Here is a 23,910-nt window from a genome sequence, read left to right as displayed (position 1 = left end):
AGGAACTGCTCAGGACGAACTGCTCGTCCCGGAGGATGTCGATCCCCAGGTAGAGATGTCCCGGAACACGGTAACTCCTCCGCACTACGTCATTATCGACGAAGACACCGTTATCGCCATCCTGTCGGGAGCTGGAACGATCTCGCTGAAGAACAGCACGGTCAACAGCTTCAAAGTGATCGCCGGCGACAATGTCTATGTGCCAGCAGGCACTCCGCACCGCATCGAGCCAACCGAGGAAACTGTGGCCATCCGGTACAGCTCCAATGAGCCTGTACGCCGGGCGCGGGCTTCTTCTGCAAAACGTGCGACAACGAAATTAAGCGTTACGAGTGGGTGCATGACGGCTCTTTCACCCCCGGTGAGGTGTACGCCGCAGCGACGCGCCGGTTCGTGGCATCTGGCGCCAGTTGCAGCGCATGCGGTTCGGTGCCAGCGCCCGTCGATTTCGAAGCACTCGGCTGGACGGCCTAACTGACGCTTTCGGCCGGATCTGACTTTGTGAGCGAAGACCCGGCCTTCCGTTCGAACAATCATCAATTCAAAGGAGAATCTCAATGTCGCTGTTCCTCTCAATCCATTACGCGCCCGGCCTGTCGCAAGAGGAGTTCGCGGGCTATGCCCCGGATGTGGCAAAGGGCGAGCATGCCACCTTCGTGTCGACCTACGTCAACATGGACGAGGGCTACATCGTCACGGTCTACGAAGGAGAATCGGAGGAAGCCGTCGTCAGCGAGTTCGAGCGCATAGGCTGGCCCGTCGACAGCACAAAGGAAATTCAGTTTGTTCTCGACAAGGCCGGTCTCGACGCACTGGTCCAGTCTCAGTCCTAACCCTTCCTTCGCCTGGTCAGATACCGCACCCACCGTATCGGTTGCGGTATCCGACTTTCAGAGCCCGCAGACCCGCCGCATCGCGTGGTGGTGCGCGCAACGACTAAATCCGAACGGCGACAACTCAGTTATGAAAGGCTTGATGTGGTGAGCAAAGCTCGTACCGACATCTTGATCGTAGGTGCCGGACCCGCCGGACTGTTCGCGACTTACTACGCGGGTATGCGTGGACTCAGCGTTGCCCTCGTGGACAGCTTGCCCCAGATTGGCGGCCAGACCGGCGCACTCTACCCGCAAAAGTACATCTACGACGTCGCGGGTTTTCCTGCGGTAAAGGGGCGCGACCTGATCGCGGGCCTCTCGGAACAGGCGATGTCTGCGCATCCGAATATCTACCTCAACGAAGAGTGCGTCGATCTCGAGGACATCGACGACGGTCTGCGGGTCACGACAAAGAACGGCACAGTGTTCGAATGTGGTGCGGTACTCATCACCGCGGGCATCGGTCGCTTCACGCCGCGTCCCCTTCCGGTCGTCGACGACTTCTCCGGCAGCGGCATCGACGTCGTTGTGGCCGATCCGGAACTCTACGCAGGTCATCAGGTTGTCATCGTCGGCGGCGGCGACAGCGCAATAGATTGGGCGAACGCCATCGTCCCCTACGCCGCGGCTGTGCACGTCGTCCACCGCCGTGCACGGTTCTCAGCTCACGAGAGCTCAGTCGAGCAGCTACGTGCGTCCACCGCGATACTGCACATGAATTCCGAAGTATCGCACATCGCGGGTACCGAGGCCGTCGAAGCCGTGACGATCCGCCAGGCTCGTTCGGGAGACGAGGAAACGATTACCGCCTCGACCATTATCCCCGCGCTCGGGCACATTGCGTCGCTCGGTCCGCTAACCAGTTGGGGGCTCAGCCTGCGTGACCGCCAGATCGAGGTGAGCACCGACATGTCGACCTCTCGACCGCGCGTCTACGCGTCGGGCGACATCACTACATACCCCGGAAAGGTCAGCCTGATGGTCGTCGGATTCGGCGAGGCGGCGACTGCGATCAATAACATAGCGGTCGCCCTGCGGCCCGACGAAGACCTGTTTCCCGGACACTCCTCTGAACAGCGCGCCACCGCGCTCCCGGTCGCCTGAAAGGGGCGGAATCATGGCCTATATAATCGGAGCGGAGTGCGTCGGCGAGCTCGATGGTTCTTGCGTCGACGTCTGTCCTGTGGACTGCATTTATGAGGGGGAGGAGAAACGCTACATCAACCCCGAGGAGTGCATCGAGTGTGGTGCCTGCTTGGAGGAGTGCCCCGTTTCCGCCATTCGCGGGCCCAAGGATCTTCCCGATCCGGTTTGGGTGAAGGACAACGCCGACTTTTTCTACACAACGCTTCCAGGTCGGTCCGAACCCCTCGGCGACCCGGGCGGAGCCATGGGCACCGGGCCGATTGGCGCTGACACCCCCCTCGCCCTATCGGTGAAGGCAGGGCAGTGATGAGCGAATCAGCTATCGAGGATGTCGTCGACGCGAGCAACGCACTGTACGCTGCGGGTCTCAGCGACATGGTTTGGGGGCACGCTTCGGTGCGCGACGCGGACGGGCGCGGCGTGTGGATGAAGGCCGCTGGTTGGGGCTTCGAAGAGATTGACCCAAACCGCGTTGTGCTCGTCACCCCAGAGGGTGAGGTGCTCTCGGGCGAAGGTCCCCGGCACATCGAGTACCCGATCCACACCGAGATCACGGCGGCTCGTCCGGATGTCGGCGCAGTCGTGCATACGCACGCTCCCGCCCTCTCAGCCTTCGCCTCCCTCGATGCGCCGCTGCTGCCCATTTCGCATGACGCCGTTCCTTTCGCGTCGCCACAGATCCCGCGCTTCAGTGGTCCAGGGTCGCTCATTGCCACGCGCGAACTCGGTGCTGCGCTGGCCCGCGATTTGGGTCAGGCTCGCGGCATTCTCCTGCCTAAGCATGGTGCCGTGACGGTCGGTTCCGACATCGGTGCCGCCGTTATGAACGCCGTCCTCCTGGAACGGGCGTGCCGGACGGCACTGTCCGCTATTGCCGCTGGCGGTCCTCAGGTGTGGTCGGATGATGAGGAGACCGCCTTTAAGCGGAATCAGATTCGGAACGACGCCGGCCTCAACGCCGGCTGGCGCTACCTGGTGAGGAAGGCTGGACGTGAGAACCCTCGTGACTGATCTCCGTGATCACGGGCTCCTTAGGGGCGCGGACGGGTGGCTCCGCCGCCAGTCCAAGCGGTTCTTCGCCTCGGTCGAGACGCTATGGGAAATTGCGTTTCACTACGAGTCCCGTCTCGAAGGCGCGACAACCGGTCACGTGCTCGTGCACATCGCCCGGTTCACCGACGACGCCGCCGATCGCATTCATGCCGCGCGGACTGGTGTCGTTCCGCCTTTCGACGACGTGCGCCGCTGGCCCGAGTGGCCGGGTTGTGAGCGCCCAGGGGCGGTGGTGATCGAGGACATCATCATCGCGCTTGACCGCATGAATGATGAGGCCGACGCAGTGACAAGCGAGGAGTGGGCTGCCGATCCCGCGATCGCGCAGGCTGTGCTCGATGCCATCGTCGAGATGGCGGTGCACGACTGGGACCTCAATATTGAGATCGAGCCGCTTCCGGAGGACGAGGCGCGCGCGCTGTTACGCTACGTCGTCGACGAGCTGGCGGATGCGGCCGGTTGGCCGCACATATCGTTCGAATCGGATGACACTGTAGCCACGCGGTTGACGGTGGTCGACGCCTCGGGCGTCACGACCAGCGTCAGCGGCGACGCAGAGGAGCTGTTGAAGTGGATCACGGGACGCGCGGAGGCGCCGAAGATCGCTGCGGACGGCAGCGAGCTTCCGGCGCTGCCCGAATGGGTGTGCCATCGCGAGTTCCAGAGTTTTTGACGCCGACGTGACGTCGCTGTATACATCACTCACGGCTCGATTGCGGAAGACGACACTTTCTTGGTCGATCCAGGAAGGCCCGCCGGGCGCGTCGCGCTGCGTTTTCCGGCCCGCGCGATGAACATCGGAGCCGGTCATCTCGATCCGTAGACCGCCGATGCGGCCGCGCGGGCGTTCATGTTCGCGCTGGCTCCTACCAATACATCCTGGGATCGGAAGACTATCAGGTTCATGGAGCAGTTGAACTCAACAGAAGGAGCCCTTGATGCCTACAGAGACCTCTTTCCCCGCATCCGTTCAGGCCCCCTTGCGGCTGCGCGGTGATTGGGGTGGAGCGAATCTGCTCCGCGCGAGCGGCTGGCTCACGCAGTGGGTCTGGGATCAGACACCCGACCACCGTCTGAGCGTCATCGAAACCGGACGTGGGCAGGGTGATAACCTTTGTGCCGCTGGCACGGGTGCCGTCGACGTCGCCTGGGCGACGCCGGCGTCGTTCGCCCGGCTCGCCCGGGAGGGACGCGGGCCCTTTGTCGGTCGCGCCCTTTCCGACTTGGTGGCGCTCGGTGTGTTTCCGCACCGTGACGCGATGATCCCCGTCGTGCGCGCCGACACCGGCTTCACCTCGCTCGCCGACGTCGCTGCCTCCGACGCTCCTTTGCGCGTCTCGCTCGGAGTCAATGACCCCGACGGCTTCATGGGCTTCGGCGCTGACATCGTGCTCGCGGCCGGAGGTGTTGACCTCGACCGGATTGTGCGCAACGGCGGCACGGTCACGCGCCACGAGCAGCCGTTCGACGCGGTCGCCGATCTCCGCGAGGGGCGCGCTGACGTCATGGTCTCCGAGGCGATCATGACTCCCGACTGGCAGGCTCTCGCCCGCGAGCAGCAGGTGCAATTCCTTTCGCTTGGCGAGTCCGAGGTCGCCGCGCTCAAAGAGGCATGGGGGCTGGGTGTGATCGAGGTGCCTGCGGGTTACTTCCCCAACGCCGAGTACCCCGTCGTCGCGCTCGACTACTCCGACTGGATCTGTGTTACGACCACCGAGCTCGATAACGAGACTGCAACGCTCCTCGCTCGCGCGTTCGTGGAGAACACGGCCGAGTTCGAACGTGGGTATCGCCACCTGCCGGTGGATTACTCGCCATTGCGTTATCCGATCGATTTCCGCGATGCAGAGCACTTGACGATCCCGCTGCATCCTGCCGCCGAGCGTGTGTACCGCGCAGCATCGCGTGCCGTCGATAAAGATGTGAGGACAGAATGATTACCACCGCAGCAGTCGCAGCGCCCGGCGCGGACGGATTTTCGTTGGTGCAGGTCGAACTTGACGAGCTCCGACCCGACGAAGTTTTGGTCGACGTTGTCGCGGTGGGCATGTGCCACACCGATATCAGCGCCGCAAGCGGTGTGATTCCCTACCCGCTTCCGGGCGTGCTAGGTCACGAGGGCGCAGGACGCGTGCGGGCGGTAGGCTCGGCTGTGACGCGGTGCGCGCCGGGTGACGCGGTGCTCATGTCGTTCACTTCGTGTGGTCGTTGCGCTGCCTGCCGCGGCGGTCACCCCGCATACTGCGTCAACCACCTGCCATGGAACCTGCTCGGCGGTACCCGCCCCGACGGCACGGTTCCACTCGGCTGGGATGGTGACGAGCCGCTGCACGCGCACTTCTTCGGGCAGTCGTCGTTTGCCCACAATGCGGTCGCTGATGAGCGATCGATTGTGCGACTTGACCCCGACACCACCGATGAAGACCTCGCCCGCTACGCGCCGCTCGGCTGCGGCATGCAGACCGGGGCGGGAGCGATCCTTAACGTCTTGCAGCCGGCGCCCGACGACACCGTCGTCGTTAGCGGTGCCGGGGCCGTCGGTCTCGCTGCCGTCATGGCGGCAGCCGCGGCATCGGTGCAGCGCATCGTCGTCGTCGACCGGGTGGCATCGCGCCTGGAGCTGGCGAGCGAGCTTGGCGCGATGCACACGATCGATGCTTCGCAGGTCGACACCGCCGCGGAGCTCGCGCGTATTACTGAAGGTGCGGGGGTGGGCTTCGCAGTGGAGACGACGGGCAACATTGGAGTCCTTGAGACAATGATTGCCAATCTCGCTGTGGGCGGAACCTGCGCCGTCATCGGCGCGCCCCGCGCCGGCTCGCGCGCCTCGTTCGACGTCAACGCGCACCTGCCCGGTCGCCGTATCCTCGGCGTCACGCTGGGGGATAGCGACCCCAGCGCTTCATTCCGCTGCTAATCTCGCTGCACCGCGCCGGCCGCTTCCCGCTCCAAAAGCTGCAGCGGCAGTACGCGTTTGCCGACATCAACGAGGCGGCCAAGGACGCCGCGTCCGGAGCGACTGTTAAACCGGTCCTCGTCATGAAGGAGGAGAAGTGACGCATTCCACTATCGGCGGCGGCCCCGCGACAGGCACGGTGCGCACGTTCCCAGATCGATCCCCTGTCACGGGCGAGGTCGTCGCCGAAATCCCCGCGTTCTCGGTCGAAGAGAGCCTTGAGGCGGTCGAAGCGGCCGCCGCTGCCCAGACGGAATGGGCGGCCCGCCCGTACACCGACCGCCGCAACATCCTGCTCAAGGCTGCTGAGGTGCTCGAGGCCGGGCTCGACGAATACGCCGAGACGATGGCTCTTGAAGTCGGCGCAACCCGCGCGTGGGCGCAGATGAACGTACACGAATCGGCGTCGACCCTGCGCGAAGCCGCCGGGCTCACCAGCACCCCGGTGGGTGAGCTGCTGCCCTCATTTGACTCTGCCACCGTCAACCATTCCTTGCGCCGTCCCGCGGGCGTGTCGCTGTCGATCGTGCCGTGGAACGCCCCCGTCATTCTGGCGGCACGTTCCAGCGCCATCTCACTCGCAGTGGGCAACGCGGTGATCATCCGGCCCAGTGAAGAGGCTCCGCTGTCGGCTGGCGGTATCCTCTCCGGTGCCCTCGTGAAGGCCGGCGTGCCCGCCGATGTCGTGCCCGTCGTCACCAGCGCACCAGGGGAGGGGCGCCGCTTAATCGACGCCATGATCGGCTCGCCCCTGGTCCGCCGCGTCGCCTTCATCGGTTCGACTCCAGTCGGCCGCGCCATCGCCGCGCGTGCAGGCACCGCGCTGACCCCAGCGGTGCTGGAGCTCGGCGGCAAGAACATCACGATCGTACGCGAAGACGCCGATCTCGAGGCGTGGGCACCTGCAATCGCGTTTTCGGCGTTCGCGAACACCGGCCAGGTGTGGATGTGCACCGACACGCTGCTCGTGCACCGCAGCCGTTATGACGAGACGTTGGAGAGGCTCGCGGCGATCGCGGACGCGATGGTTGTGGGCGACCCGCGCTCTGCCGAGACCGACCTCGGCCCTCTGATCAACACGAAGGCCGCCGAACACTTCTCCGAGCTCGTCGACGACGCTACCGCCCAGGGGTCACGAGTCGTCGCGGGGGGCACCCGCGACGGCCGCTTCGCTCGGCCCACGGTGCTCGCCGACGTCAGCGACGCCTGCCGTTACTACGCCGAGGAGGGCTTCGCTCCTATCATCAGCGTCACGCCGTTCGACGACGACGATGAGGCCGCGGCCCGCGCCAATCAGGGCGACTTCGGTCTCATCGGCGCCGTTATCTCGGCCGATCGCGACGCGGCATACCGTCTCGCACTGCGCGTGCGCGCTGGCGCAATCCACGTCAACGGCCCCTCCGTTGGCGACGAGCCGCACGTACCCTTTGGCGGACTTGGCGCCTCGGGCATGGGGCGCCTTGGCGGTATGGAGTCGGTACGCTTTTTCACCGAGCAGCGCAGCCTGTACGTGCACTAATCAATCACGAAGGATATCCATGAGCTCCGAAATCGTTCTCACCCCCCTAGGACACTCCTGTGTCCTGCTCGAGCTGTCGGGCTCGTCGGGACCGTCTCGCCTGCTCCTCGATCCGGGCTCGCTGACCCCGCGCCTGGAGCCCATCGCCGACCTCGACGCCGTGCTCATCACGCACGCACACCCCGACCACATAGACCCGCCCCAGATCGAGGCGCTACGCGCCGCCGGCGACTTCCCGGTGTACGGGGATGCCGCCAGCGCCCAGATTCTCGAATCGGCCAAGCTGACAGGTGCCGAGGTCATCGAGACCGGTCCGCACAAAATCGCAGGAGTGCCGGTGGAGGTGTCGGAGTTTACTCACGAGACCATCTACCCCGGTGTGCCGCTGCCGCGCGATTTCGCCTACCGCATCGCCGAGCGCGTGTTCGCCCCCGGCGACGCTTTCGCCGTGCCCGACTTCGCGGTCGACGTGTTGCTGCTGCCGACTGGGGCGCCATGGATGAAGCTGTCGGAAACCATCGACTACATGCGAGAGATCGCCCCGAAGGTGGTCCTGCCCGTCCACGACGGAGGCCTGGCCATCGCACACCGCGAAATGCACCGCACCCTCATCGAGAAGTTCGCGCCCGAGGAGACGCGGGTGCTGCGTCCCCTCGTGGGGGAGCGCATCTCGCTCTAAAGTGCGCACAGGATCACATCGACTACACACCACCACCCGCCGCGCACGCCGCCGCGGCTGAAAACCTTAACGAAGGACGTCCGTCATCGCACGGGCGTCCTTCGGCGTTCCCAGGCTTGCACGACACGACGCCGCCCCGCTGCAGCGCTTGGTCGGAATCCCAGGTATACAAGACCTGCCCACCGGGATATAGTTGGGGTACCAACTAATTTGAATCAAGGGAGATTAGGTGCAGTTCTACCGCGACGGGTACCGCCCCGGAGACCCCGATATAAAGCCTGCCGCACCGCATGCGCTCGAGTATGGCGAGGATCTTCCTGCAGAGGTCGACGTGCTCATCGTGGGCACGGGGCCGGCGGGCACCGTCCTCGCCGCTCAGCTTGCAGCCTTCCCAGACGTACGCACGCTCCTTATCGAGCGACGCGCTGAGCCGCTGCAAGCAGGCCATGCCGACGGCGTCGCCTGCCGCACCGTGGAAATGTTCGAGGCATTCGGCCTGGCCGACGCTCTCTTGCGCGAGGCGTACTGGGTCAACGAAGTGCGTTTTTGGGGGCCCTCGGTTGAAGACCGGACGAAGATCCAGCGCACTGGGTGGGTTGAAGACACCCCAGAGGGGCTCAGCGAGTTCCCGCACGTGATAGTAAACCAGGCGCGAATGCAGCAGTTCCTGCTGCAGCATGCCGCGCGCTCGGCCTCGCGCCTCGAGCCCCAGTACGGCCTTGAGTTCGTGGGCTATGAGCTCGACGAGGGTGAGCACCCGGTCGTGGTGAGCCTCCGGCGGACCGCAGGTGAGTACGAGGGCCAAGAGCTCACCGTGCGTGCGAAGTACGTCGTCGGCTGCGACGGCGCCCGCAGCAACGTGCGCCGCGCGATTGGTCGCGAACTAAAGGGCGACGCGGCGAATCACGCGTGGGGGGTTATGGACGTACTGGCCACCACCGATTTCCCAGACTGGCGCACCAAGAACATCGTGCAATCGGCCGGCAAGGGCAGCCTACTGATGATCCCGCGCGAGGGCGGCAACTTGGTGCGGTGCTACGTCGACCTGGGCGAAGTGACCGCAGGCGACGGAGCCATCCGACAGACCTCGGCCGAGCAACTCGCCGCGGTCGCCAACGCGATCCTGCATCCTTACACAATTGACGTGCGCTCAGTTGCCTGGTCAAGCGTGTACGAGGTGGGTCAGCGCCTGACCGATCGCTTCGACGACCTGCCTGACCATGCGCCGTCCGGCGTGACGCCACGGATCTTCCTCGCCGGCGACGCCTGTCACACGCATAGCGCGAAGGCGGGCCAGGGCATGAACGTATCGATGCAAGACGCGTTCAACCTTGGGTGGAAGCTCGCCGCGGTGTTGCGAGGCCGCTCGGACGCTGCTTTGCTGCGCTCATATTCGGAGGAGCGCCAGACGGTCGCGCAGGACCTCATTGCCTTCGACAAGTTCTGGTCGGCCTTCATCGCCAAGCCCGCGCTCGACCCCGCCCACCCGGAGCGAGGCGGCGTCTCCGCCGATGACATGCGCAACGAGTTCTCGCGTCAGGGGCGCTACACTGCGGGGCTGGCGACGACGTACACACCATCGACGCTCACCGGCACCGGCGAGCACCAGCACCTCGCAACCGGGTTCGAGATTGGCACGCGCTTCCACTCCGCGCCTGTGCGGCGCGTGGCGGACGCCCGCCGAGACGAGCTCGGCCACGCCCACCGCGCGGACGGCCGTTGGCGCATTTACGCCTTCGGCGATGCAGAGGGCACCGCCCTGATCGAGTTCGCGAGCTGGCTGACGGATGGCGCTGACTCGCCCGTCCGCACCTTCACACCGGCCGGCGGCGACATCGATAGCGTGATCGACGTACACGCGATCTTCCACGGTTCGCACCACGGCATCGACACCACGACACTGCCCTCGATCCTGCTTCCCACCTCAGGCTCGCTCGGCCTGCAGGACTGGGAGAAGGTCTGGGCCTCGGGCGAGGATGATATCTTCACAGCTCGCGGCATCGCAGACGAGGGGGCGCTCGTTGTGGTAAGACCCGATCAGTACATAGCCCACGTGCTGCCGCTGTCCGCCCGCGGCGAGGTGACCGAATTCTTCTGCGGCTTCCTGCTGCCGGCCTGACTGGTCCGACCACATGGTGCAAGCCGAATTCACGCCGAAAACAGCCTCACAAGTCGAGGCCGACATCGCGGAACCGCACGTAGGAAGCCTCATCCGTCGGGCGCAGCAGCTGCACCTCGCGACATGGGCACGCATCGTTTCAACTGAGATCACCAGCGCGCAGTACAGCATCCTCGCGGCGCTTGACCGTCTCGGTGATTGCAGCCAGCGCGAGTTGTGTGACGAGGTCGACCTCGATCGCTCGACGATGACTGCGCTCGTCAGCCGGATGGAGAAGTCGGCGCTAATCTCCCGGGCGCGCTCCAACGGGGACGCTCGTCGCAACGTCGTGACGCTCACCGACCGGGGCCAGGCCGAACGCCTTCGGCTGGCGCCGCTCGTCGTGCAGGTGCAGCACGAACTCACCGCCAGCCTAGACCCCGATGACGTGACGGCCCTGCTGCGGAGCCTGCAGCACATGCTCAACCACACGACAGCCCCACCACGCCAGAAGCACGCCTGATGATCATAGACATCCACGGCCGCTACACGACCGCGCCCCCTGCCCTCGGCGCGTGTGGCGCGACTTGCAGATCGAGTTCTCGAACCGCACGGCTGACGCACCACCAGACCCCGCCGCGCTGCACATCTCGGACGACAACATCCTCGAGACGATTGAGGCCAATCAACTGCGCAATGGTGCAAGCCGGCACGTCCTGCACCGCCGCCTTCCACACGACGGGCGGCCACTACCTAAGTGCTCACGCATCCTCGGGACGCTCCCTGCCGAATGCGCCATCGAAAGTGACCTTTACCGGAGCGCCTGGCGCCGCATCCACGGAAGGCGATGACGCACTCGGCGTCCTTGCCTCCCTCGCGTCGGACGCGGTCGCGGACATCGTGCGCGCTCACCACTTCGAGATCATTCGCTCGCTGAGCGATAAGAGAAAGGACAGCTGATGGCGGTACCGGAGAATTTTGACCTCGCCCATTTGGGTGCGATCGAGCTATACACCCCCAAATTCGAAGAGAGCCTCCACTTCTTTCGTGACATCTGTGCGATGCGTGAGGTGGAGCGAATCGGCAACTCGGCGTACCTCCGTACGTGGGATGAGTATCAGCTGTACTCGTTGAAGCTAACCGCGAGCGACACGAACGGCGTTGGACGCACGCTGTACCGCACGACCAGCGAGGATGCGCTGCAGCGTCGAGTCACTGCGATTGATAAAGCGGGGCTAGGCCACGGCTGGCGCGAGCCCGAAGTGGGTGTCGGCCGATCGTTCGAGTTCGAAGACCCGGACGGTCATCTCATGGCGCTGTATTACGATACCGAGCACTACGTGCCTGATGACAAAGACCGCCCGGCTCTGAAAACCAGGCCTCTGCCTACCCGGGGCACGGCATCAACGCGCGGCGACTCGACCACATTAATTACCTTGCCAGCGATGTGAATGCGGCGGGCGAGTTCTGGCGTGACGTTATGATGGCGCGCGAGTCGGAGCGAGTCCGGCTTGACGACGGGCGGTATGGTGCTCGATGGTTCCGCTTTCATCAGAAGTCATACGACGTCGTCTACTCCGACGACTGGACGCGTGAGCGCGGCCGGTTCCATCACTTCGCCTTCGCACCCGACTCACGCGAGGACATCTTGAGGGCGGCCGACATCTGCCTCGAGAATGATGTCTTCATCGAGTATGGGCCTTATAAGCATGCAATCAACCAGACGTTCTTTCTGTATGTCTGGGAACCGGGAGGAACCGCATCGAGTTTGCCAACGCACAGGCGCGACTTATTGTCGACCCGGACTGGCCCGTCGTGGAGTGGTCACAGGCCGAGCGGGCCAAGGGTCAGGCCTGGGGAATGAAGACTGTGCCGACTTTCCACACCCACGGCACCCCGTACGTCGAAAACCAGGAGGAACTCGACCGCAAGGCGATGGAAGGCCGACACTGACCGGACACGGTTCTATTGGTCCGACGGATCCGTCGGCTGCGGACTCGCTGTGACATCCGCACCTCTGCCGCGTGGTGACCCCTCGATGGCGGACGCGAGGGACGCGATCGCGATCGCGGTCTCGGTGCGCGGAAACTCTCGCTCGTCTGACGGTAGAAGGCCTGCCTCTGCAAGAGTGGGGTCCAGCGGGACGGTTGCCAGAAGCTCGACGCGAGTGCCTCCTTGCTGCGTGAGCTGGTCGGCAACTGTTTCGGCACCTCCTGTGCCGAAAACGGGGAGAACCTGCGCCCCGGGGAGTCTTAAGTGCGTCATGTTGGCGACCACCCCGATCAACTCGTGTCCCAAGCGCTGGGCGATGAGCCCACTTCGCCACGCGACACGTGCCGCGGCCGGATGTGGGGTGGTGACGACGACGACCTCGGCCTGCGGTAGGAGTTTGCCCGCAGATATCGCCATGTCACCCGTTCCCGGAGGCATGTCTACGACGAGGAAGTCCAGCTCGCCGAAGTCGACGTCGACGAGCAGCTGATTCAGTGCCCGGTGCAGCATAGGTCCGCGCCAGGCGATCGCCTCCCGCTCCCCGGCGGGGGAGAACATGCCGATTGATACGACTCTCACGCCGTGAGCCTCGGGTGGCACGAGCGCGTCCCCCTGCAATGTCGGCGCCTCGATGACATCGCCTAGTGCCACTAGACCCATGAGCCGGGGGATCGAGAAACCGTGCACATCGGCGTCGAGCAATCCAACTCGGTGGCCGCGGGCGGCCAGCATAACGGCGAGATTGGCGGCGATAGTGGACTTGCCTACTCCGCCTTTACCGCTGGTGATCGCAATTACACGCGTGCGCGGATTGAAGCTTCTCGCTGGAGCGGGGCGCGAATCTCGCGGACGGTAGCGTGGCGCACCGACGTTGACGGCGCGTGACCTGCCGCGCGCGGTTTCGTTGTCGCTCATCGGATCATGCCTTTCCATTCGTGGAATTCGTCCCCGAGGTACTCGCAAGCGATGGGCTCCGGCGCACTGGGCCAGGGCCACAGCAAGGGTGGTCGAGAGAGTCTAGCTCAACCATCGATGTGCTCCGCGGATTAACCAAAACACTTCCGGTTGCAATGCCGAGGGTGGTGATATTCGCGACGCAGGCGCAAATGACGCCACTTGAGTGGTCGCGCTGGGGAAAGCGAGTACATGCTCAAGTTTACTCATGCAGCACTAACGACTGATGACTACTTCACCGCCGCCCTCTGCGCGCTGGCCAGCCTTGCGGCTGCGCGAGCTGCGCAAACCCTCCGATATGCCCGAAGGTAAATTGCCTATCTCGCCTCGCACCTCCCCGGCGCGCTCCACATAAGGCGCCCACCTATGCTCCCGTAAACATGCACTTCCTAAATAAATAGCATACTATGGGAATACTCATTCGGCTGCAGCGGAGCAGTCGTTCTTAGATGCATTTGTCGACCCAACCGGGAGAATCATGAAGTTCATGGAAGCCGATCCAAACGTTGCATACCGTCAGCAGCTTGCATCCGAGCGCCCAGAGCCCGTAGTCCTGCTGAATCAATTCTTTGTTGAGCCGAATGACGTGGAAGGCTTCCTCGCCGCCTGGGAGAAAGATGCCGCGTTTATGTCGCATCAACCAGGCTTCATACGTACACAGCTGCATCGAGGCCTTGAGGGCAGCACGGTGTTTGTGAATTACGCTGAATGGGAGTCTGCCGCAGCTCTTGCAGCAGCTGTTTCGACGCCCACATTCCGTGAAGGAATGGAACGGTACCCCGCATCGGTGCAGACAACACCGCAACTGCTCGAACGCGTGGCCGTCCCAGGTGTCTGCGACGCGTGATGTCCGCCGGCCAGTCGCTCACCTCAGGCTTGTCTTGGTGACGGCCATCCCCGTGCCACCGCACGTCAAGTCTCGACTTCGACCGACGGGCAGTAGCAAGAGCCGTCGTTCGGTAACAATGCTGGACTATTCGCATCACTGATCTTGCTCAGGGCGCCAGCCGCGAAGAAGAAGAGATGGCTGAGCAGGCAGCGTCGTGCCTATTGGGTGCACGATCATCCTGTGGTCTTGGAGGCAGAGTTCCTTACTTCCTCTTGCGGGTCCTATCGACGATTCCCAAGGTCCAGGCCTAGGGTGTCTTGCTAAGCTGGCTCTTAGCCAATCGAGCGATGCTGCGAGCTGAAGGGCGGCCAGGAAGTTGCGGGCGGTCCTATCGGACCTCATGGCGAGGACGCGGCAGTTTGGGTCGGTTGAATCAACGTTCGATGACGTTGCGTCCCTCTGCGGGCCTTGAAGTTGAATGCTGGTGGCCGTCCTCCGGAGAAGCCCTTCCTCTTTCCGTTGGCCGCTTGGTCAGATTTCTCCGGGACGGTGGCCTTGATGCCTCGGTCGGCCAGTCGTGTGCGGTTGGCTGAGGAGGTGTAGCACCTGTCCGCCAGGACCCGGTCCGGGCAACTGCGCGGTCCTCTCCGCCCTAGGCGTGAAATCCGGGTCTGTTCCAGCATGGCGGTCATCATGGTCGTATCAATGATGTTGCCAGCGGTCAGCACGGCTGAGAGCATGAGCCCTTGCCATCCGCGGCCATGTGAAGCTTGGATGTCAGCGCGTCACTGGAGCGTCCGATCGCGTGGTCTGGCGCTTCAAGTTCGAGGTTCATGTAATTCGGGGGCTGCCCCTGTGTGGCGGGGAAGTGTGGTGAACGCGCACGATTCGTGGAGTCGATGGACGTGATCCGTCGATTTCGCAGAGGACCTCTGCCCGGGCCTGAACGTGTTCGAGCACCCTGGTCCACGTTCGTCTCTGGCTCAGCGGTTGAAGTTCTTGAAGACTGTATTCCAAGTTCCCGAATTGCTCGGGAAGGTCCCGCCATGGCGCCCCGGTACGGAACTCCCGTCCGGTTTCCTCCCACGACGAGACAGCGGCCCGCGACCGGGCGCCGTTGCCTTCCCAGGAACAACGGCCCAATCAGGGCCACTTCGTCAGAGACCTCAGAACGAACTGCAACTCAGTCGCGCTTCGAAGGCGACTCGGCCCGCTACGAACGAGCCCGCCCAAGCGAGTGGTAGATCGAGTGGTAGACCTGGGCATGTGAAGAAACTTGGCCGGATCCTGATGACGGAGGCTAGCTGTACTAACCCGGTTTTGTTGGTGACGCGGCTGGCGGGTGAGGCGCCTTTGAGTGCGGTGTGGGGCTCACAGTGATTGTAGTAGTCGGTGAAGTCCTGGTAACAGGCCTGACGGTCGGCTTCTGAGCCGTAGGCTTTGGCATATGCCCATTCTTCTTGGAGGATGCGGTTGAAGCGCTCGACTTTGCCGTTGGTTTGGGGCCTGTAAGGCCTGGTGCGCTTGTGCTTGATCCCTGCGTCGGCCAGGACAGCGGCGAAGGCGCGGGAGCGGTAACAGGAGCCGTTGTCAGTGAGTACCCTTTGGATTTTGACGCCTTGGGCGGCGAAACGCGGCGATGGCGTTGCGCATGAACGCGGAGGCGGTTTCCATGGTTTCGTTGGGCAGGATTTTGGAGTAGACGAACCGGGAATGATCATCCACTGCGTAGTGCAGGAAGGTGTAGTCCCGGATTTGGCCCCGGTCCTTGGGCTGGCCTTCGGCGAGGTTTCGTGCACGGGAGTTGGCTTCGCCGTGTGCCCGGCCGCGGACCCGGTGGCCGCCTCCGTTGGGGATCCGGCCGAGTTTCTTGATGTCCACGTGATCATGTCGCCCGGCCTGGCATATTCGTAGCGGCGGGAGAGGTCCCGGCCACGGACTCTGACCCCTGTTGCGGGGTCGGTGAAGTGCAGCGGCGGGCAGTGATAGCGGGTCAGGATGCGGTGGACCGTGGAAATATTCAGTTGCAGGTAATAGGCGATTCTTGCCGGTCCCCAGCGCTTGCTAATGCGCAGTCCCAGCACACGCCGCTCGGTGCGGATCACCGTCCGGTGTGGGCGGGTCAGCGGCCGGTGTGGCCGGCTCGTTCGGTCCTCCAGCCCGTCTTCGCCCAGCTCCTGGTAGCGGCTGGCCAGCCACGGCCGTGGGTACCGAGACATGGAATCTTTTCCGTGGCGCGGCGCACTGGCCATCCATCAACCACGATGCAGCGGGTCAGTTGCAAACGCCCCGCGTGAGCTAGAAACGCGTTACGGTGGGACACGAGGATCTCCTGGTTTGTGTTCGCTCTCGACAAGCACCACACAACACCCGGAGGTCCTCTTACAGCGTCAAATCAATCCCCGTGGCATCAACCAACCCGGACAATACAGCTAGCACGCTCACGGCCGCTCGGAACAGGTTCGGGGGTACGGCATGAGTACGAGTACGTCGCCGTTGAGGACCACACCCGCAGCGCATTCGGCGAAGTCCACCCTGACGAACGCTATGCCACCGCTGACGGGTCTTCCTGCGAGCCCCAAGGGTTTTTCGCCCAATAAGACAACGTCCACGGACTGCACCGCAGAGGCGAGCGTACATACGAGGTGATCCACAGCTTGCATGTCCCTCGTTGCCCACTTCCGCACGTCCAGAAATCTGGTCTCTTTATGCTCCAGTCCGAGGAAGACGTTCGCTAGCGTTGCGGAATCGTTGGGACCGCAGTGCAGCTGCTCCGGGTAGGGCTCGTTCTCCTAATCGCACGAATTCGATCATTGTTGGATTCCCTCGCGTTGTTTGGCGATGCTCCTTCCGCGTCCCCATGTGAGTGTTCTTCTCTGTTGCGGCCGCCACAATCTATGCGGCTCGGATAAGGTCGATGGTTCGCTGAATGACTCGATCTGCGGCGGCGGCGTCATGGCCGGCGTACTCGATGGTCACGGGGCCGGTGAAATTTCCGTCAACAAGGATCTGCAGAACCCGCTTCAAGTCGTAGACCGTGGAAGAACCGTCCTCCTTAAAGCCGTAGGTCTTGACGTGAACGACCTCCGCCCGCGGCAGGAGCATCTCGATGACGGAATAGGTCGGCTCGGGATCGGCGACGTCGTTCGGCTCTTCTCCTGCGATAAAGCTGCGAGAGACCTCACTCATCACTGGCTCGATGTTTCCCGTGTCCAGGACTAGTCCAACTTCCGGGCCGAGAGCGTCAAGGATCGGGATGAGTTTCGCCGGGTCAGCGGTAATAACGTCGTCGTTCTCGAGCATCAACCTCACTCCTCTGGCTACGGCGTAAGCGGCGAGCCTGCGCAGTGCAGCGACCATGTCCTCGAAGGAGGCCGGGGCGGGGAGAGGCACGATGGGCGGGGGAGAAGGATGACGCGGACCTGCTCCGTTCCAAGCTCTGCTGCGGTGTCTATTAGCAATTCGATGGCGGCGAGGTCTTCCTCGCGGTGTTGGCGATCGGCGTCCCCCGCAGCGCGGCTCGCGCCAACAAGACCGAGGGATACTCCGTGTTCGGCCAGAGCGTTGCGGAACGCGGAGCAGTCCTCCGCCGTTGTGCCGATGAGGTTCGCATCCATCAGTTCGAGCGATGTCACTCCAAAACCGCTCTTGATTCGCTCGGGGATTGCCGCGAACTCGAGTTTCACGGGTGCGTCGACTACGCGACGGGTCACGTACTCTCCCTCGGGAGCACGGTATCCGAGATAAACCGGACCGAGTTCATGGCGGATGCTGAAAGTGGCGATGCGGACGTCGTTCTTCATAAGGATTTTTCTTTCAATGGGACGGCACTGACCGTAGGTCTGTTAGCTAGGCGTTACGACTGAGCGGTCCTCAGACGGTAGCGGGCGGTATCGTCTGCCAGGCTGAGTTGTCAGTTGGAGGATTTGTCCGGGACGACACGGGTAGCGGCAGTCTGGACGTTGAGTTCGGTCCGGATCGAGGCCGCCTTGGCGTCAGTAAGGCGATACAGGAGTGCGGCCATGATCGAGACCACTGCGACGATGGCCGGGAATAGGTTGACGACGAAGTTAATGCCCTGGAGCGTCTCGGGGGTCTGGGCGACGTTGGCTTGATAGCCGAAAACCCCGAGTAGCGCCACAGAAACGCCCGCGACGGCGAAGGCAAGCTTCTGGGCAACGCTGACAACGGCGAAGGATACGCCGTCACTTCGCGTACCGCTCTTGTGCTCGCCGTAGTCCGCAGCATCCGCGACCATGGAGTAGGTCAGGGGGATATTGAATCCGGCGAGGCCATGGATGACAGTAAACACGGCAACCCAGGCAATGTTGGTGGCGTCGGTGAAATACAGGGCTACGAGCGCAATCGCCTGAAGGGCGGATCCGATAATAAACAGGTTCCGTTTTCCGATGCGGGTCGCGAAGCGCGAGAACAGCAGGGATCCGACGAGGGCAGCGACCGGGCTCAGCGGGATTAGCACGGCCGCCAGTGCGGCCGCGTTCGCATTGTAGATGTAGTAGTAAACGACCACTCCGAGGCGGCTATAAAACGCAACGCCGGCGAGGATCGTAAGGAGGCCGATAACGAATAGCGGGCCGTTCTGAAAGACGGCGCGTAGGGTCTCCTTTACTCTTGGGAGTTCGGTCCGGACCGGCATCACAGTCTCTCGCGAGGTGAGGAAAGTGACGATGCATAGGATGACGCCGATGATGGCGAAGATACCAGCGGTTATGGTGTAGCCCACTGGGGAGGCATTTTCGCCGGAGGGGGGGCCGAAGACGGAGATTAGCGGGAGGGTGATCGCTCCGGTGAGCACGAGACCAATTGAGGAGAGAGCAAACCGCATCGAGTTCATCGAAAGCCGGTCGGCCGGTGTCTCGGCCATGACACCTGAAAGGGCGGCGTAAGGAACGTTCACGCAGGAATCGAGCAGTCCGAGGATGCCGTAAGTGATGATAGCCCAGATCACTGCTTCGGGAGAGGTCCCTGGGAAGGGCGCGGTGAACGTGAGGACGGCAAATACAGCCAGGGGCACGGCGCCGAACAAGATCCAGGGGCGGAAGCGGCCGAACCTGCTCCGGGTGCGCTCGGCAACGGCACCGATGACGGCGTCGAAGATCCCGTCGACGACGCGGGCGAGGAGGATGATCACACCGACGACGCCGGCGGAGATGCCGACCGCGTCGGTGTAGAACAATGCGAGAAAGCCCGAGAGTCCTGAGAATAACAGGACGCAGGCAAGGTCCCCGAGGCCGTATCCGAACCGCGAGCCGAAGCTCAGGCGAGGTCGGCTTTTGGTGGTGACTTCCTGCTCGCCGCCTGGTTGGGCGGCTGTGGTGTTCGGGGCTGTAGCCATGGTGCAGCTCCTTTGCGGCAGTGAATTTATTTGTACGCGTGGTTTGGAGTGTGGAGCGGGTTTCAGTAGCGCGATCTGCTGATCACCAGAACGTGCAAGAGTGGGCAGCTATCAGGCAGAGGGGCGCAGAGCGGTTACCGTATTACGGCAATCGCTTGAGTGTTGGATAGTGCGGGTGAACGGCACATTGCTAAGGTTCGGCAACGACGGCCGCGGTCGGGAGGGACCGTGTGGTCTGCTGTGCGATGAAATCAGCTGTTCGAAGCGCAAGCGCCACGGTCGTGAGGGTGGGGTTGCAGGAGTTCCGGGTCGGGATGCTGCCGTTGCCTGCGAGATAGATGTTCTCTGTGCCATGTACGCGACCGTGGGTATTAGTGACGGAAGTCTCCTCATCGGACCCCATACGGTGGGTGCCCATGACGTGCAGACTCGAGCCGGCGGGACGGAACAGCGGGTTCATGCCCAGCCAGGGACTGCCAATGGAGCGTGCGAGTTGGTATTGGAATCCCAGAGCGGTAGCAATACGCGAGTGATCTGTTTCGGTGAAACGGATCTGGGCGGATACGTGAGGCAAACCATTTGGATCGATGTGCTCGGTGTGGAACACGAGATGGTTGTCGGCGTCAGGTTCTGTTCCTATGAAGGTACCAATGTCGGTGGTTCGGCCTCTGGGCGCTCCCGCGAGGACACCAGCGTGGTGCACGCTCGGAATGTCGAGCAGTGCCGTATGGAACGGGCGCCCCTCGGTGACCGGGAGAAATAGGGAAGTTGGTGCGGTTCCGTCTTCGTTTGGGTCGGGAGCTGCGTCGTCGAGGTATACCCGGCTGATCACGTTTAGGTGATCGGTCACGTATCGGCCGAGGGCAGGACGGTTCAGGCCGGAGATGTGCAGCAGCTGGGGGTTCCCAAAGCGCCGGCGGCGATGACGACCGTGTCGGCCAGGACAGTGACTGGGACGTCATCTACATCGAAGCATTGGACACCGATTGCCCGGCCGCTGCTGTGCAGGATTCGGCGGACGGTGTGCCCAGTGAGAATATGAAGTGGCGCATTAGCGTCGGCCTGCAGCAGGACGTCCGCCCAGAGAACTCGATGCGACCGCTCCCGGACAATCTTCCCGCGAGAGGCACGCGCTTGGGCGCTTCGCCGAGCCGGTCGGTAATGGCCTGAGCCAGCCACTGCTGCCGCAAGCTGCCCTGCCCCCACAGGGAGTCGTTCGCGTACAGCAGATCCTCCGCCCGGGCGAGGTCGGCGCTGAACTCGTCGGCGGGATAGGTGCCGTCCCATTCCTCAGTGAGGTGGGGACGGGTACGGCATGTGCCCACGCGGTCATGTTGCCGCCCACGGCAGGAATTTCGTTGAAGCCGGTGAGACCCGCGACTGGCTCGTGGGCGCCGCCGTGGGGCTTGAGCAGTTCTGCAGCAAGCGCGTCGAACTCCGGGTCCCGTCGGGTGTTGCGTAGGTGACGTCCCGCTTTTGTGGTGTAGGCGGGTCCTGCTTCGACGACGATGACGCTCGCACCGCTTCGACGAAGAGCGCCTGCGATTGCGGCGCCGCCGGCACCGCTTCCGACGATCACGACGTCGGCGTAGAGCACCGAGCTATCGGCCTGATCGCTGACATGGATTCCTTCGTTACTCATGTACCTCTCCATCGAGACAGAGGGCCTAGCCCTCATCTGGCACGGAGGGCAGGTCCTGATTCAAGATAGCATGCTATATAATCAAATGACAATCGGAAAAATGCCGCTCGAAACGAAGCTGGGACACTCCGATGCGGCAGCACCTCGCCGCCCGACGACCATGGAGGACCTCAGCATGCGATTAGCACGACTTAAGCTCGATTCCGTCGCTGTAGAGGCCGGGGGTGCGACGGTGTTCTCATTCGAGAAGGACGCCAAGCTCCAGTTCCGCGCCGGCCAGTTCGGGGTGTGGATCGTCAACGGGAGCATCCGCCCGTTTACCTTCGCCTCCTCCCCTCAGGATGCTCACGTGCAGCTCGCAACGCGGGTCCATGACGGCAATGCGATCAAGCGCGCTTTAAAGGCTCTGAGAAAGGGCGACGTCGTCCGGGTGCTCGCGCCGCTGGGGAAGGGCGGTCCAACGGCTGACGGCCGGGCCGTGGTCTACATCGCACAGGGAATCGGCATCACTACCGCTCGCTCGTTGATCCGCGCAACCGTTGGGCGAGAGCAGATCCTTCTACACGTCGGCAAGCCGTACTTCCGAGAGGAGCTGGAGCCTCTGGTTACGACGGCAATCTACCCAATTGACAGAGACGAATACACGCTCGCCCTCAGAAAACACGCCCGCCACCAGCCCGACGCGCACTACGTGGTCTCCGGAAGCGGATCGTTCGCGAAAGCCGCCCGTGAGATGCTGGTGCACGAGGGAATTCCGGTGGCCAACATCCGATCCGATGCCTACATCGGACTATCGTCGTGAGGTTCAACTCGATGCAATTTTCCCGTACCAATCATGCCGCTTCATCAGGTCAGGAGACACACCAGTGAATGCACCAGAACGGTTGAGAGTCGTCATCATCGGCGCAGGCATGATTGGTGAAGTGCACCGTCGCGCGATTCTCCTTGCTGGCGGCGAGCTCAGTGGGGTGATGGCGTCTAGTCCAGACCGTTCCGACCAGGTGGCTGCATCTTGGAACACAGCAGCGCTGCACGACGTCGAAGCGCTCATAGCAGCCGCTCCCGACGTCGTCCACGTCTGCAGTCCCAACGCCCTGCATGGCGCCCACGTCGAGGCGGCACTCGCGGCCGGCGCGCACGTGATCTGCGAAAAGCCACTCAGTGTCGGGACCGCAGATGCTGCTCGTCTCGTCACCCAGGCGGCCTCCACTGGGAAAATTGCAACCGTCCCTTTCGTCTACCGCTTTCACCCGCTCGTGCGCGAAGTACGCGCACGCGTCGAAGCTGGCGAGTTCGGGCGCTGGCAGCTGCTGCATGGCTCTTACCTCCAAGATTGGCTACTGGACCCGTCGGCGACGAGCTGGAGAGTGGATGCCGCGAAAGGGGGGGCCCTCCCGAACTTTCGCTGACATCGGCTCCCATTGGTGCGACCTAATGGAGTACGTCACCGGCGAGCGGATCGCAGAAGTGTTTGCCGCCACCACCATCACCGTCCCCAAACGGCCCACAACAGCCAGCTCCAGCTTTGGCGGCGCGAGCGGCGCAGGTCCGATGCAGACGGTTACGACTGAAGATGCGGCCACTGTTCTCTTCCGTACGGAGAGCGGAGTCCTCGGCAATCTGGTTGTCTCCCAAGTGTCTGCGGGCCGGAAGAATCGGCTGTGGTTCGAATTTGATGGAGCGCACCGCTCCGCCGTCTTCGATCAGGAGAACCCCGAAACCCTCTGGCTCGGTGAGGAAAATGCAGCGATCGTCCTTCAGCGCGACCCTTCACAAGGGTCCCCCGAGCAGCGCCGGCTATCTCGCCTTCCCGCCGGGCACGCTCAAGGCTACGCACAGTGCTTTGAGGCATTCGTTGAGGACACCTACGCCGCAGTGCGCGGCGATGAAAGACCCGGGCTCCCGACCTTTGCCGACGGGCTGCGCTCGGCCATAATTGTTGATGCAGTCGTCGCATCCGCTCGCTCAGGGAACTGGCAACAGGTTGCGAGCATGTCAAACCCATAGACAGCCGCACGCGCACCAGGATTCCGATACGGATGTCCCACGGCAGGACCGCTCGCCATCCCTGGCCATACGCAGGCAACACGGACACCGGCCCCGTCGCATGGACTCAGACCATTGTTACTGGTCGCTTCCTTGAATCTGTCAGCGTCACTTTTCCTCCACCGGGCGTCGCCTGCACAAACTGGTGACCGTTCGTTATGCCGTTAGAGTCAAGGCCTGGCTTATCAAAATCTCGAATTCGACAGCCGTCAGGCGGCTGGGACGCCCAGCGGGTCGCCCTTGATTCAGCTGACCGTTGCCGTCGAAGCTCCTGCCAGGCAGCCCCAGCGCTGGCCGAAAACGCTCTTCTGCTACAGGGAGAAGAATCCCCATGGCTGCGTTGTCGCCCGCACGGCCGTTCTGCCCAGGTGGCCTTGTATTGCGGCATAGGTGCAACAGATCATTGCTTGCCCTACTCACCAGAATGCGAGGGAGGACAGGGCGATTGAGGCTGAGGCAGGCATGCTGACTTACTTGCCGAACTGCATGGCGCTACGCGCGGCACCGGCTGACGGACTTCAAGATCGCATAGATCGGCGGGTTGGATGCTAAGCGCGGCGCGGCCCGGGGAAACGTTCGCCGTCACCTGTGTCCCGGAGTTCCCGCTCACCGCTCGTGCCATGTGGGACACGTCGACAGATTCTCGTTCGACAACGCCCGACAGGATGCAAGCCTCCTCCCTGCCCCACGCGGAGGGAGGAGGCTACCCGACAATCCGGGCGAGCGTGTGGTGGCGTATCACGAGAACTACAATCTGGCGCTGCC

Annotated in this window: 26 protein-coding genes and 2 pseudogenes; 18 read left to right on the top strand and 10 right to left on the bottom strand. The window is 63.1% G+C overall.

All coding sequences use genetic code 11. The features are described from left to right. The first annotated feature begins 557 nt into the window (after window positions 1-557). From ACPEE0_RS21765 to ACPEE0_RS21705, 13 genes are all read left to right on the top strand, one after another. Window positions 558-833, top strand: coding sequence for a nickel-binding protein (locus tag ACPEE0_RS21765; protein WP_424575370.1), 276 nt, complete (start codon window positions 558-560; stop codon window positions 831-833). Between the two features lie 84 nt (window positions 834-917). Then, window positions 918-1,979, top strand: coding sequence for an NAD(P)/FAD-dependent oxidoreductase (locus ACPEE0_RS21760; protein ID WP_424575369.1), 1,062 nt, complete (start codon window positions 918-920; stop codon window positions 1,977-1,979). 13 nt (window positions 1,980-1,992) lie between these two features. Continuing rightward, window positions 1,993-2,328, top strand: coding sequence for an indolepyruvate ferredoxin oxidoreductase subunit alpha (locus tag ACPEE0_RS21755; RefSeq protein ID WP_424575368.1), 336 nt, complete (start codon window positions 1,993-1,995; stop codon window positions 2,326-2,328). Next, window positions 2,328-3,032, top strand: a complete 705-nt coding sequence (locus ACPEE0_RS21750) for a class II aldolase/adducin family protein (RefSeq protein ID WP_424575367.1) — start codon at window positions 2,328-2,330, stop codon at window positions 3,030-3,032. Before ACPEE0_RS21755 ends, ACPEE0_RS21750 begins: the two co-directional genes overlap by 1 nt. After that, window positions 3,013-3,747 (top strand): maleylpyruvate isomerase family mycothiol-dependent enzyme, encoded by a 735-nt coding sequence (locus ACPEE0_RS21745; RefSeq protein WP_424575366.1) that lies wholly within the window; start codon window positions 3,013-3,015, stop codon window positions 3,745-3,747. Before ACPEE0_RS21750 ends, ACPEE0_RS21745 begins: the two co-directional genes overlap by 20 nt. Window positions 3,748-4,012: 265 nt before the next feature. Next, window positions 4,013-5,011 carry a TAXI family TRAP transporter solute-binding subunit gene (locus ACPEE0_RS21740; protein ID WP_424575365.1) on the top strand — a complete coding sequence of 333 codons (999 nt, stop codon included), beginning with the start codon at window positions 4,013-4,015 and terminating at the stop codon, window positions 5,009-5,011. Beyond that, window positions 5,008-5,991, top strand: coding sequence for an NAD(P)-dependent alcohol dehydrogenase (locus ACPEE0_RS21735; RefSeq protein ID WP_424575364.1), 984 nt, complete (start codon window positions 5,008-5,010; stop codon window positions 5,989-5,991). The genes ACPEE0_RS21740 and ACPEE0_RS21735 overlap by 4 nt, the downstream gene beginning before the upstream one ends. Window positions 5,992-6,127: 136 nt before the next feature. Next, window positions 6,128-7,549 (top strand): aldehyde dehydrogenase family protein, encoded by a 1,422-nt coding sequence (locus ACPEE0_RS21730; protein WP_424575363.1) that lies wholly within the window; start codon window positions 6,128-6,130, stop codon window positions 7,547-7,549. 19 nt (window positions 7,550-7,568) lie between these two features. Then, the gene (locus ACPEE0_RS21725) at window positions 7,569-8,228 is read left to right on the top strand and encodes an MBL fold metallo-hydrolase (RefSeq protein ID WP_424575362.1); all 660 of its coding nucleotides are present in this window, start codon (window positions 7,569-7,571) and stop codon (window positions 8,226-8,228) included. 229 nt (window positions 8,229-8,457) lie between these two features. Then, the gene (locus tag ACPEE0_RS21720) at window positions 8,458-10,347 is read left to right on the top strand and encodes an FAD-dependent monooxygenase (RefSeq protein WP_424575361.1); all 1,890 of its coding nucleotides are present in this window, start codon (window positions 8,458-8,460) and stop codon (window positions 10,345-10,347) included. A gap of 13 nt (window positions 10,348-10,360) precedes the next feature. Next, on the top strand, window positions 10,361-10,849 hold the full coding sequence (locus ACPEE0_RS21715; RefSeq protein ID WP_424575360.1) for a MarR family winged helix-turn-helix transcriptional regulator: 489 nt from the start codon (window positions 10,361-10,363) through the stop codon (window positions 10,847-10,849). Between the two features lie 436 nt (window positions 10,850-11,285). Next, complete coding sequence (locus ACPEE0_RS21710) at window positions 11,286-11,777, top strand: hypothetical protein (protein WP_424575359.1); 492 nt, start codon at window positions 11,286-11,288, stop codon at window positions 11,775-11,777. Then, window positions 11,774-12,190, top strand: coding sequence for a VOC family protein (locus ACPEE0_RS21705; protein WP_424575358.1), 417 nt, complete (start codon window positions 11,774-11,776; stop codon window positions 12,188-12,190). Before ACPEE0_RS21710 ends, ACPEE0_RS21705 begins: the two co-directional genes overlap by 4 nt. A 101-nt stretch (window positions 12,191-12,291) precedes the next feature. On the opposite strand, the gene ACPEE0_RS21700 is transcribed toward ACPEE0_RS21705, so the two are convergent. Beyond that, window positions 12,292-13,233, bottom strand: coding sequence for a P-loop NTPase (locus ACPEE0_RS21700; protein ID WP_424575357.1), 942 nt, complete (start codon window positions 13,231-13,233; stop codon window positions 12,292-12,294). Window positions 13,234-13,750: 517 nt separating this feature from the next. Between ACPEE0_RS21700 and ACPEE0_RS21695 the strand changes: the two genes are divergently transcribed. Beyond that, window positions 13,751-14,119: an antibiotic biosynthesis monooxygenase family protein gene (locus ACPEE0_RS21695; RefSeq protein WP_424575356.1), complete on the top strand. Its 369-nt coding sequence runs from the start codon at window positions 13,751-13,753 to the stop codon at window positions 14,117-14,119. Between the two features lie 380 nt (window positions 14,120-14,499). On the opposite strand, the gene ACPEE0_RS21690 is transcribed toward ACPEE0_RS21695, so the two are convergent. The 8 genes and pseudogenes from ACPEE0_RS21690 to ACPEE0_RS21655 all read right to left on the bottom strand — a co-directional run bounded on the left by ACPEE0_RS21690 (window position 14,500) and on the right by ACPEE0_RS21655 (window position 20,782). Further along, the gene (locus tag ACPEE0_RS21690; protein WP_424575355.1) at window positions 14,500-14,841 is read right to left on the bottom strand and encodes a transposase; all 342 of its coding nucleotides are present in this window, start codon (window positions 14,839-14,841) and stop codon (window positions 14,500-14,502) included. A 573-nt stretch (window positions 14,842-15,414) separates the two neighbouring features. Next, a pseudogene (locus ACPEE0_RS21685) lies at window positions 15,415-16,424 on the bottom strand (IS481 family transposase); the annotation flags it as partial. A gap of 572 nt (window positions 16,425-16,996) precedes the next feature. After that, a complete protein-coding gene (locus ACPEE0_RS21680) occupies window positions 16,997-17,461 on the bottom strand; it encodes a sugar phosphate isomerase/epimerase family protein (protein ID WP_424575354.1) in 465 nt (154 codons plus the stop codon). After that, window positions 17,422-17,904 (bottom strand): hypothetical protein, encoded by a 483-nt coding sequence (locus ACPEE0_RS21675; protein WP_424575353.1) that lies wholly within the window; start codon window positions 17,902-17,904, stop codon window positions 17,422-17,424. The genes ACPEE0_RS21680 and ACPEE0_RS21675 overlap by 40 nt, the downstream gene beginning before the upstream one ends. Window positions 17,905-18,014: 110 nt before the next feature. Beyond that, window positions 18,015-19,457 (bottom strand): MFS transporter, encoded by a 1,443-nt coding sequence (locus ACPEE0_RS21670; protein ID WP_424575352.1) that lies wholly within the window; start codon window positions 19,455-19,457, stop codon window positions 18,015-18,017. Between the two features lie 190 nt (window positions 19,458-19,647). Continuing rightward, a complete protein-coding gene (locus ACPEE0_RS21665; protein WP_424575351.1) occupies window positions 19,648-20,307 on the bottom strand; it encodes a GMC oxidoreductase in 660 nt (219 codons plus the stop codon). A 23-nt stretch (window positions 20,308-20,330) separates the two neighbouring features. Then, entirely contained in the window at window positions 20,331-20,495 is a 165-nt protein-coding gene (locus tag ACPEE0_RS21660) for a GMC family oxidoreductase N-terminal domain-containing protein (protein ID WP_424575621.1), read from the bottom strand. After that, the gene (locus tag ACPEE0_RS21655) at window positions 20,420-20,782 is read right to left on the bottom strand and encodes a hypothetical protein (RefSeq protein ID WP_424575645.1); all 363 of its coding nucleotides are present in this window, start codon (window positions 20,780-20,782) and stop codon (window positions 20,420-20,422) included. Before ACPEE0_RS21655 ends, ACPEE0_RS21660 begins: the two co-directional genes overlap by 76 nt. Here ACPEE0_RS21655 and ACPEE0_RS21650 point away from each other — a divergent pair. Then, on the top strand, window positions 20,773-20,919 hold the full coding sequence (locus tag ACPEE0_RS21650) for a hypothetical protein (RefSeq protein ID WP_424575644.1): 147 nt from the start codon (window positions 20,773-20,775) through the stop codon (window positions 20,917-20,919). The genes ACPEE0_RS21655 and ACPEE0_RS21650 overlap by 10 nt on opposite strands. Before the next feature lie 33 nt (window positions 20,920-20,952). Here ACPEE0_RS21650 and ACPEE0_RS21645 read toward each other — a convergent pair. Further along, window positions 20,953-21,099, bottom strand: a pseudogene (locus ACPEE0_RS21645) (hypothetical protein); the annotation flags it as partial. On the opposite strand from ACPEE0_RS21645, the gene ACPEE0_RS21640 reads away from it, so the two are divergent. The 3 genes from ACPEE0_RS21640 to ACPEE0_RS21630 all read left to right on the top strand — a co-directional run bounded on the left by ACPEE0_RS21640 (window position 21,098) and on the right by ACPEE0_RS21630 (window position 23,106). After that, window positions 21,098-21,901: an FAD-dependent oxidoreductase gene (locus ACPEE0_RS21640; RefSeq protein ID WP_424575350.1), complete on the top strand. Its 804-nt coding sequence runs from the start codon at window positions 21,098-21,100 to the stop codon at window positions 21,899-21,901. The pseudogene ACPEE0_RS21645 and the gene ACPEE0_RS21640 overlap by 2 nt on opposite strands. Before the next feature lie 64 nt (window positions 21,902-21,965). Continuing rightward, on the top strand, window positions 21,966-22,508 hold the full coding sequence (locus tag ACPEE0_RS21635) for a Gfo/Idh/MocA family protein (RefSeq protein WP_424575349.1): 543 nt from the start codon (window positions 21,966-21,968) through the stop codon (window positions 22,506-22,508). Next, entirely contained in the window at window positions 22,414-23,106 is a 693-nt protein-coding gene (locus ACPEE0_RS21630) for a Gfo/Idh/MocA family protein (protein WP_424575348.1), read from the top strand. Before ACPEE0_RS21635 ends, ACPEE0_RS21630 begins: the two co-directional genes overlap by 95 nt. Window positions 23,107-23,910: the final 804 nt, after the last annotated feature.

This window comes from Arthrobacter sp. SD76, assembly GCF_049726125.1.
GTDB lineage: Bacteria > Actinomycetota > Actinomycetes > Actinomycetales > Micrococcaceae > Arthrobacter > Arthrobacter nitrophenolicus.
This window is presented reverse-complemented; position numbering and strand designations above follow the sequence as displayed.

Excerpts from the sequence above, each read along its gene's own strand:
- ACPEE0_RS21765 (WP_424575370.1), top strand. The coding sequence starts at position 558 with ATGTCGCTGTTCCTCTCAATCCATTACGCGCCCGGCCTGTCGCAAGAG.
- ACPEE0_RS21755 (WP_424575368.1), top strand. The coding sequence starts at position 1,993 with ATGGCCTATATAATCGGAGCGGAGTGCGTCGGCGAGCTCGATGGTTCT.
- ACPEE0_RS21750 (WP_424575367.1), top strand. The coding sequence starts at position 2,328 with ATGAGCGAATCAGCTATCGAGGATGTCGTCGACGCGAGCAACGCACTG.
- ACPEE0_RS21740 (WP_424575365.1), top strand. The coding sequence starts at position 4,013 with ATGCCTACAGAGACCTCTTTCCCCGCATCCGTTCAGGCCCCCTTGCGG.
- ACPEE0_RS21735 (WP_424575364.1), top strand. The coding sequence starts at position 5,008 with ATGATTACCACCGCAGCAGTCGCAGCGCCCGGCGCGGACGGATTTTCG.
- ACPEE0_RS21725 (WP_424575362.1), top strand. The coding sequence starts at position 7,569 with ATGAGCTCCGAAATCGTTCTCACCCCCCTAGGACACTCCTGTGTCCTG.
- ACPEE0_RS21715 (WP_424575360.1), top strand. The coding sequence starts at position 10,361 with ATGGTGCAAGCCGAATTCACGCCGAAAACAGCCTCACAAGTCGAGGCC.
- ACPEE0_RS21710 (WP_424575359.1), top strand. The coding sequence starts at position 11,286 with ATGGCGGTACCGGAGAATTTTGACCTCGCCCATTTGGGTGCGATCGAG.
- ACPEE0_RS21700 (WP_424575357.1), bottom strand. The coding sequence starts at position 13,233 with ATGAGCGACAACGAAACCGCGCGCGGCAGGTCACGCGCCGTCAACGTC.
- ACPEE0_RS21695 (WP_424575356.1), top strand. The coding sequence starts at position 13,751 with ATGAAGTTCATGGAAGCCGATCCAAACGTTGCATACCGTCAGCAGCTT.
- ACPEE0_RS21690 (WP_424575355.1), bottom strand. The coding sequence starts at position 14,841 with ATGCTCTCAGCCGTGCTGACCGCTGGCAACATCATTGATACGACCATG.
- ACPEE0_RS21680 (WP_424575354.1), bottom strand. The coding sequence starts at position 17,461 with ATGGTCGCTGCACTGCGCAGGCTCGCCGCTTACGCCGTAGCCAGAGGA.
- ACPEE0_RS21675 (WP_424575353.1), bottom strand. The coding sequence starts at position 17,904 with ATGAAGAACGACGTCCGCATCGCCACTTTCAGCATCCGCCATGAACTC.
- ACPEE0_RS21670 (WP_424575352.1), bottom strand. The coding sequence starts at position 19,457 with ATGGCTACAGCCCCGAACACCACAGCCGCCCAACCAGGCGGCGAGCAG.
- ACPEE0_RS21650 (WP_424575644.1), top strand. The coding sequence starts at position 20,773 with ATGTGCCCACGCGGTCATGTTGCCGCCCACGGCAGGAATTTCGTTGAA.
- ACPEE0_RS21640 (WP_424575350.1), top strand. The coding sequence starts at position 21,098 with ATGTACCTCTCCATCGAGACAGAGGGCCTAGCCCTCATCTGGCACGGA.
- ACPEE0_RS21630 (WP_424575348.1), top strand. The coding sequence starts at position 22,414 with ATGGCTCTTACCTCCAAGATTGGCTACTGGACCCGTCGGCGACGAGCT.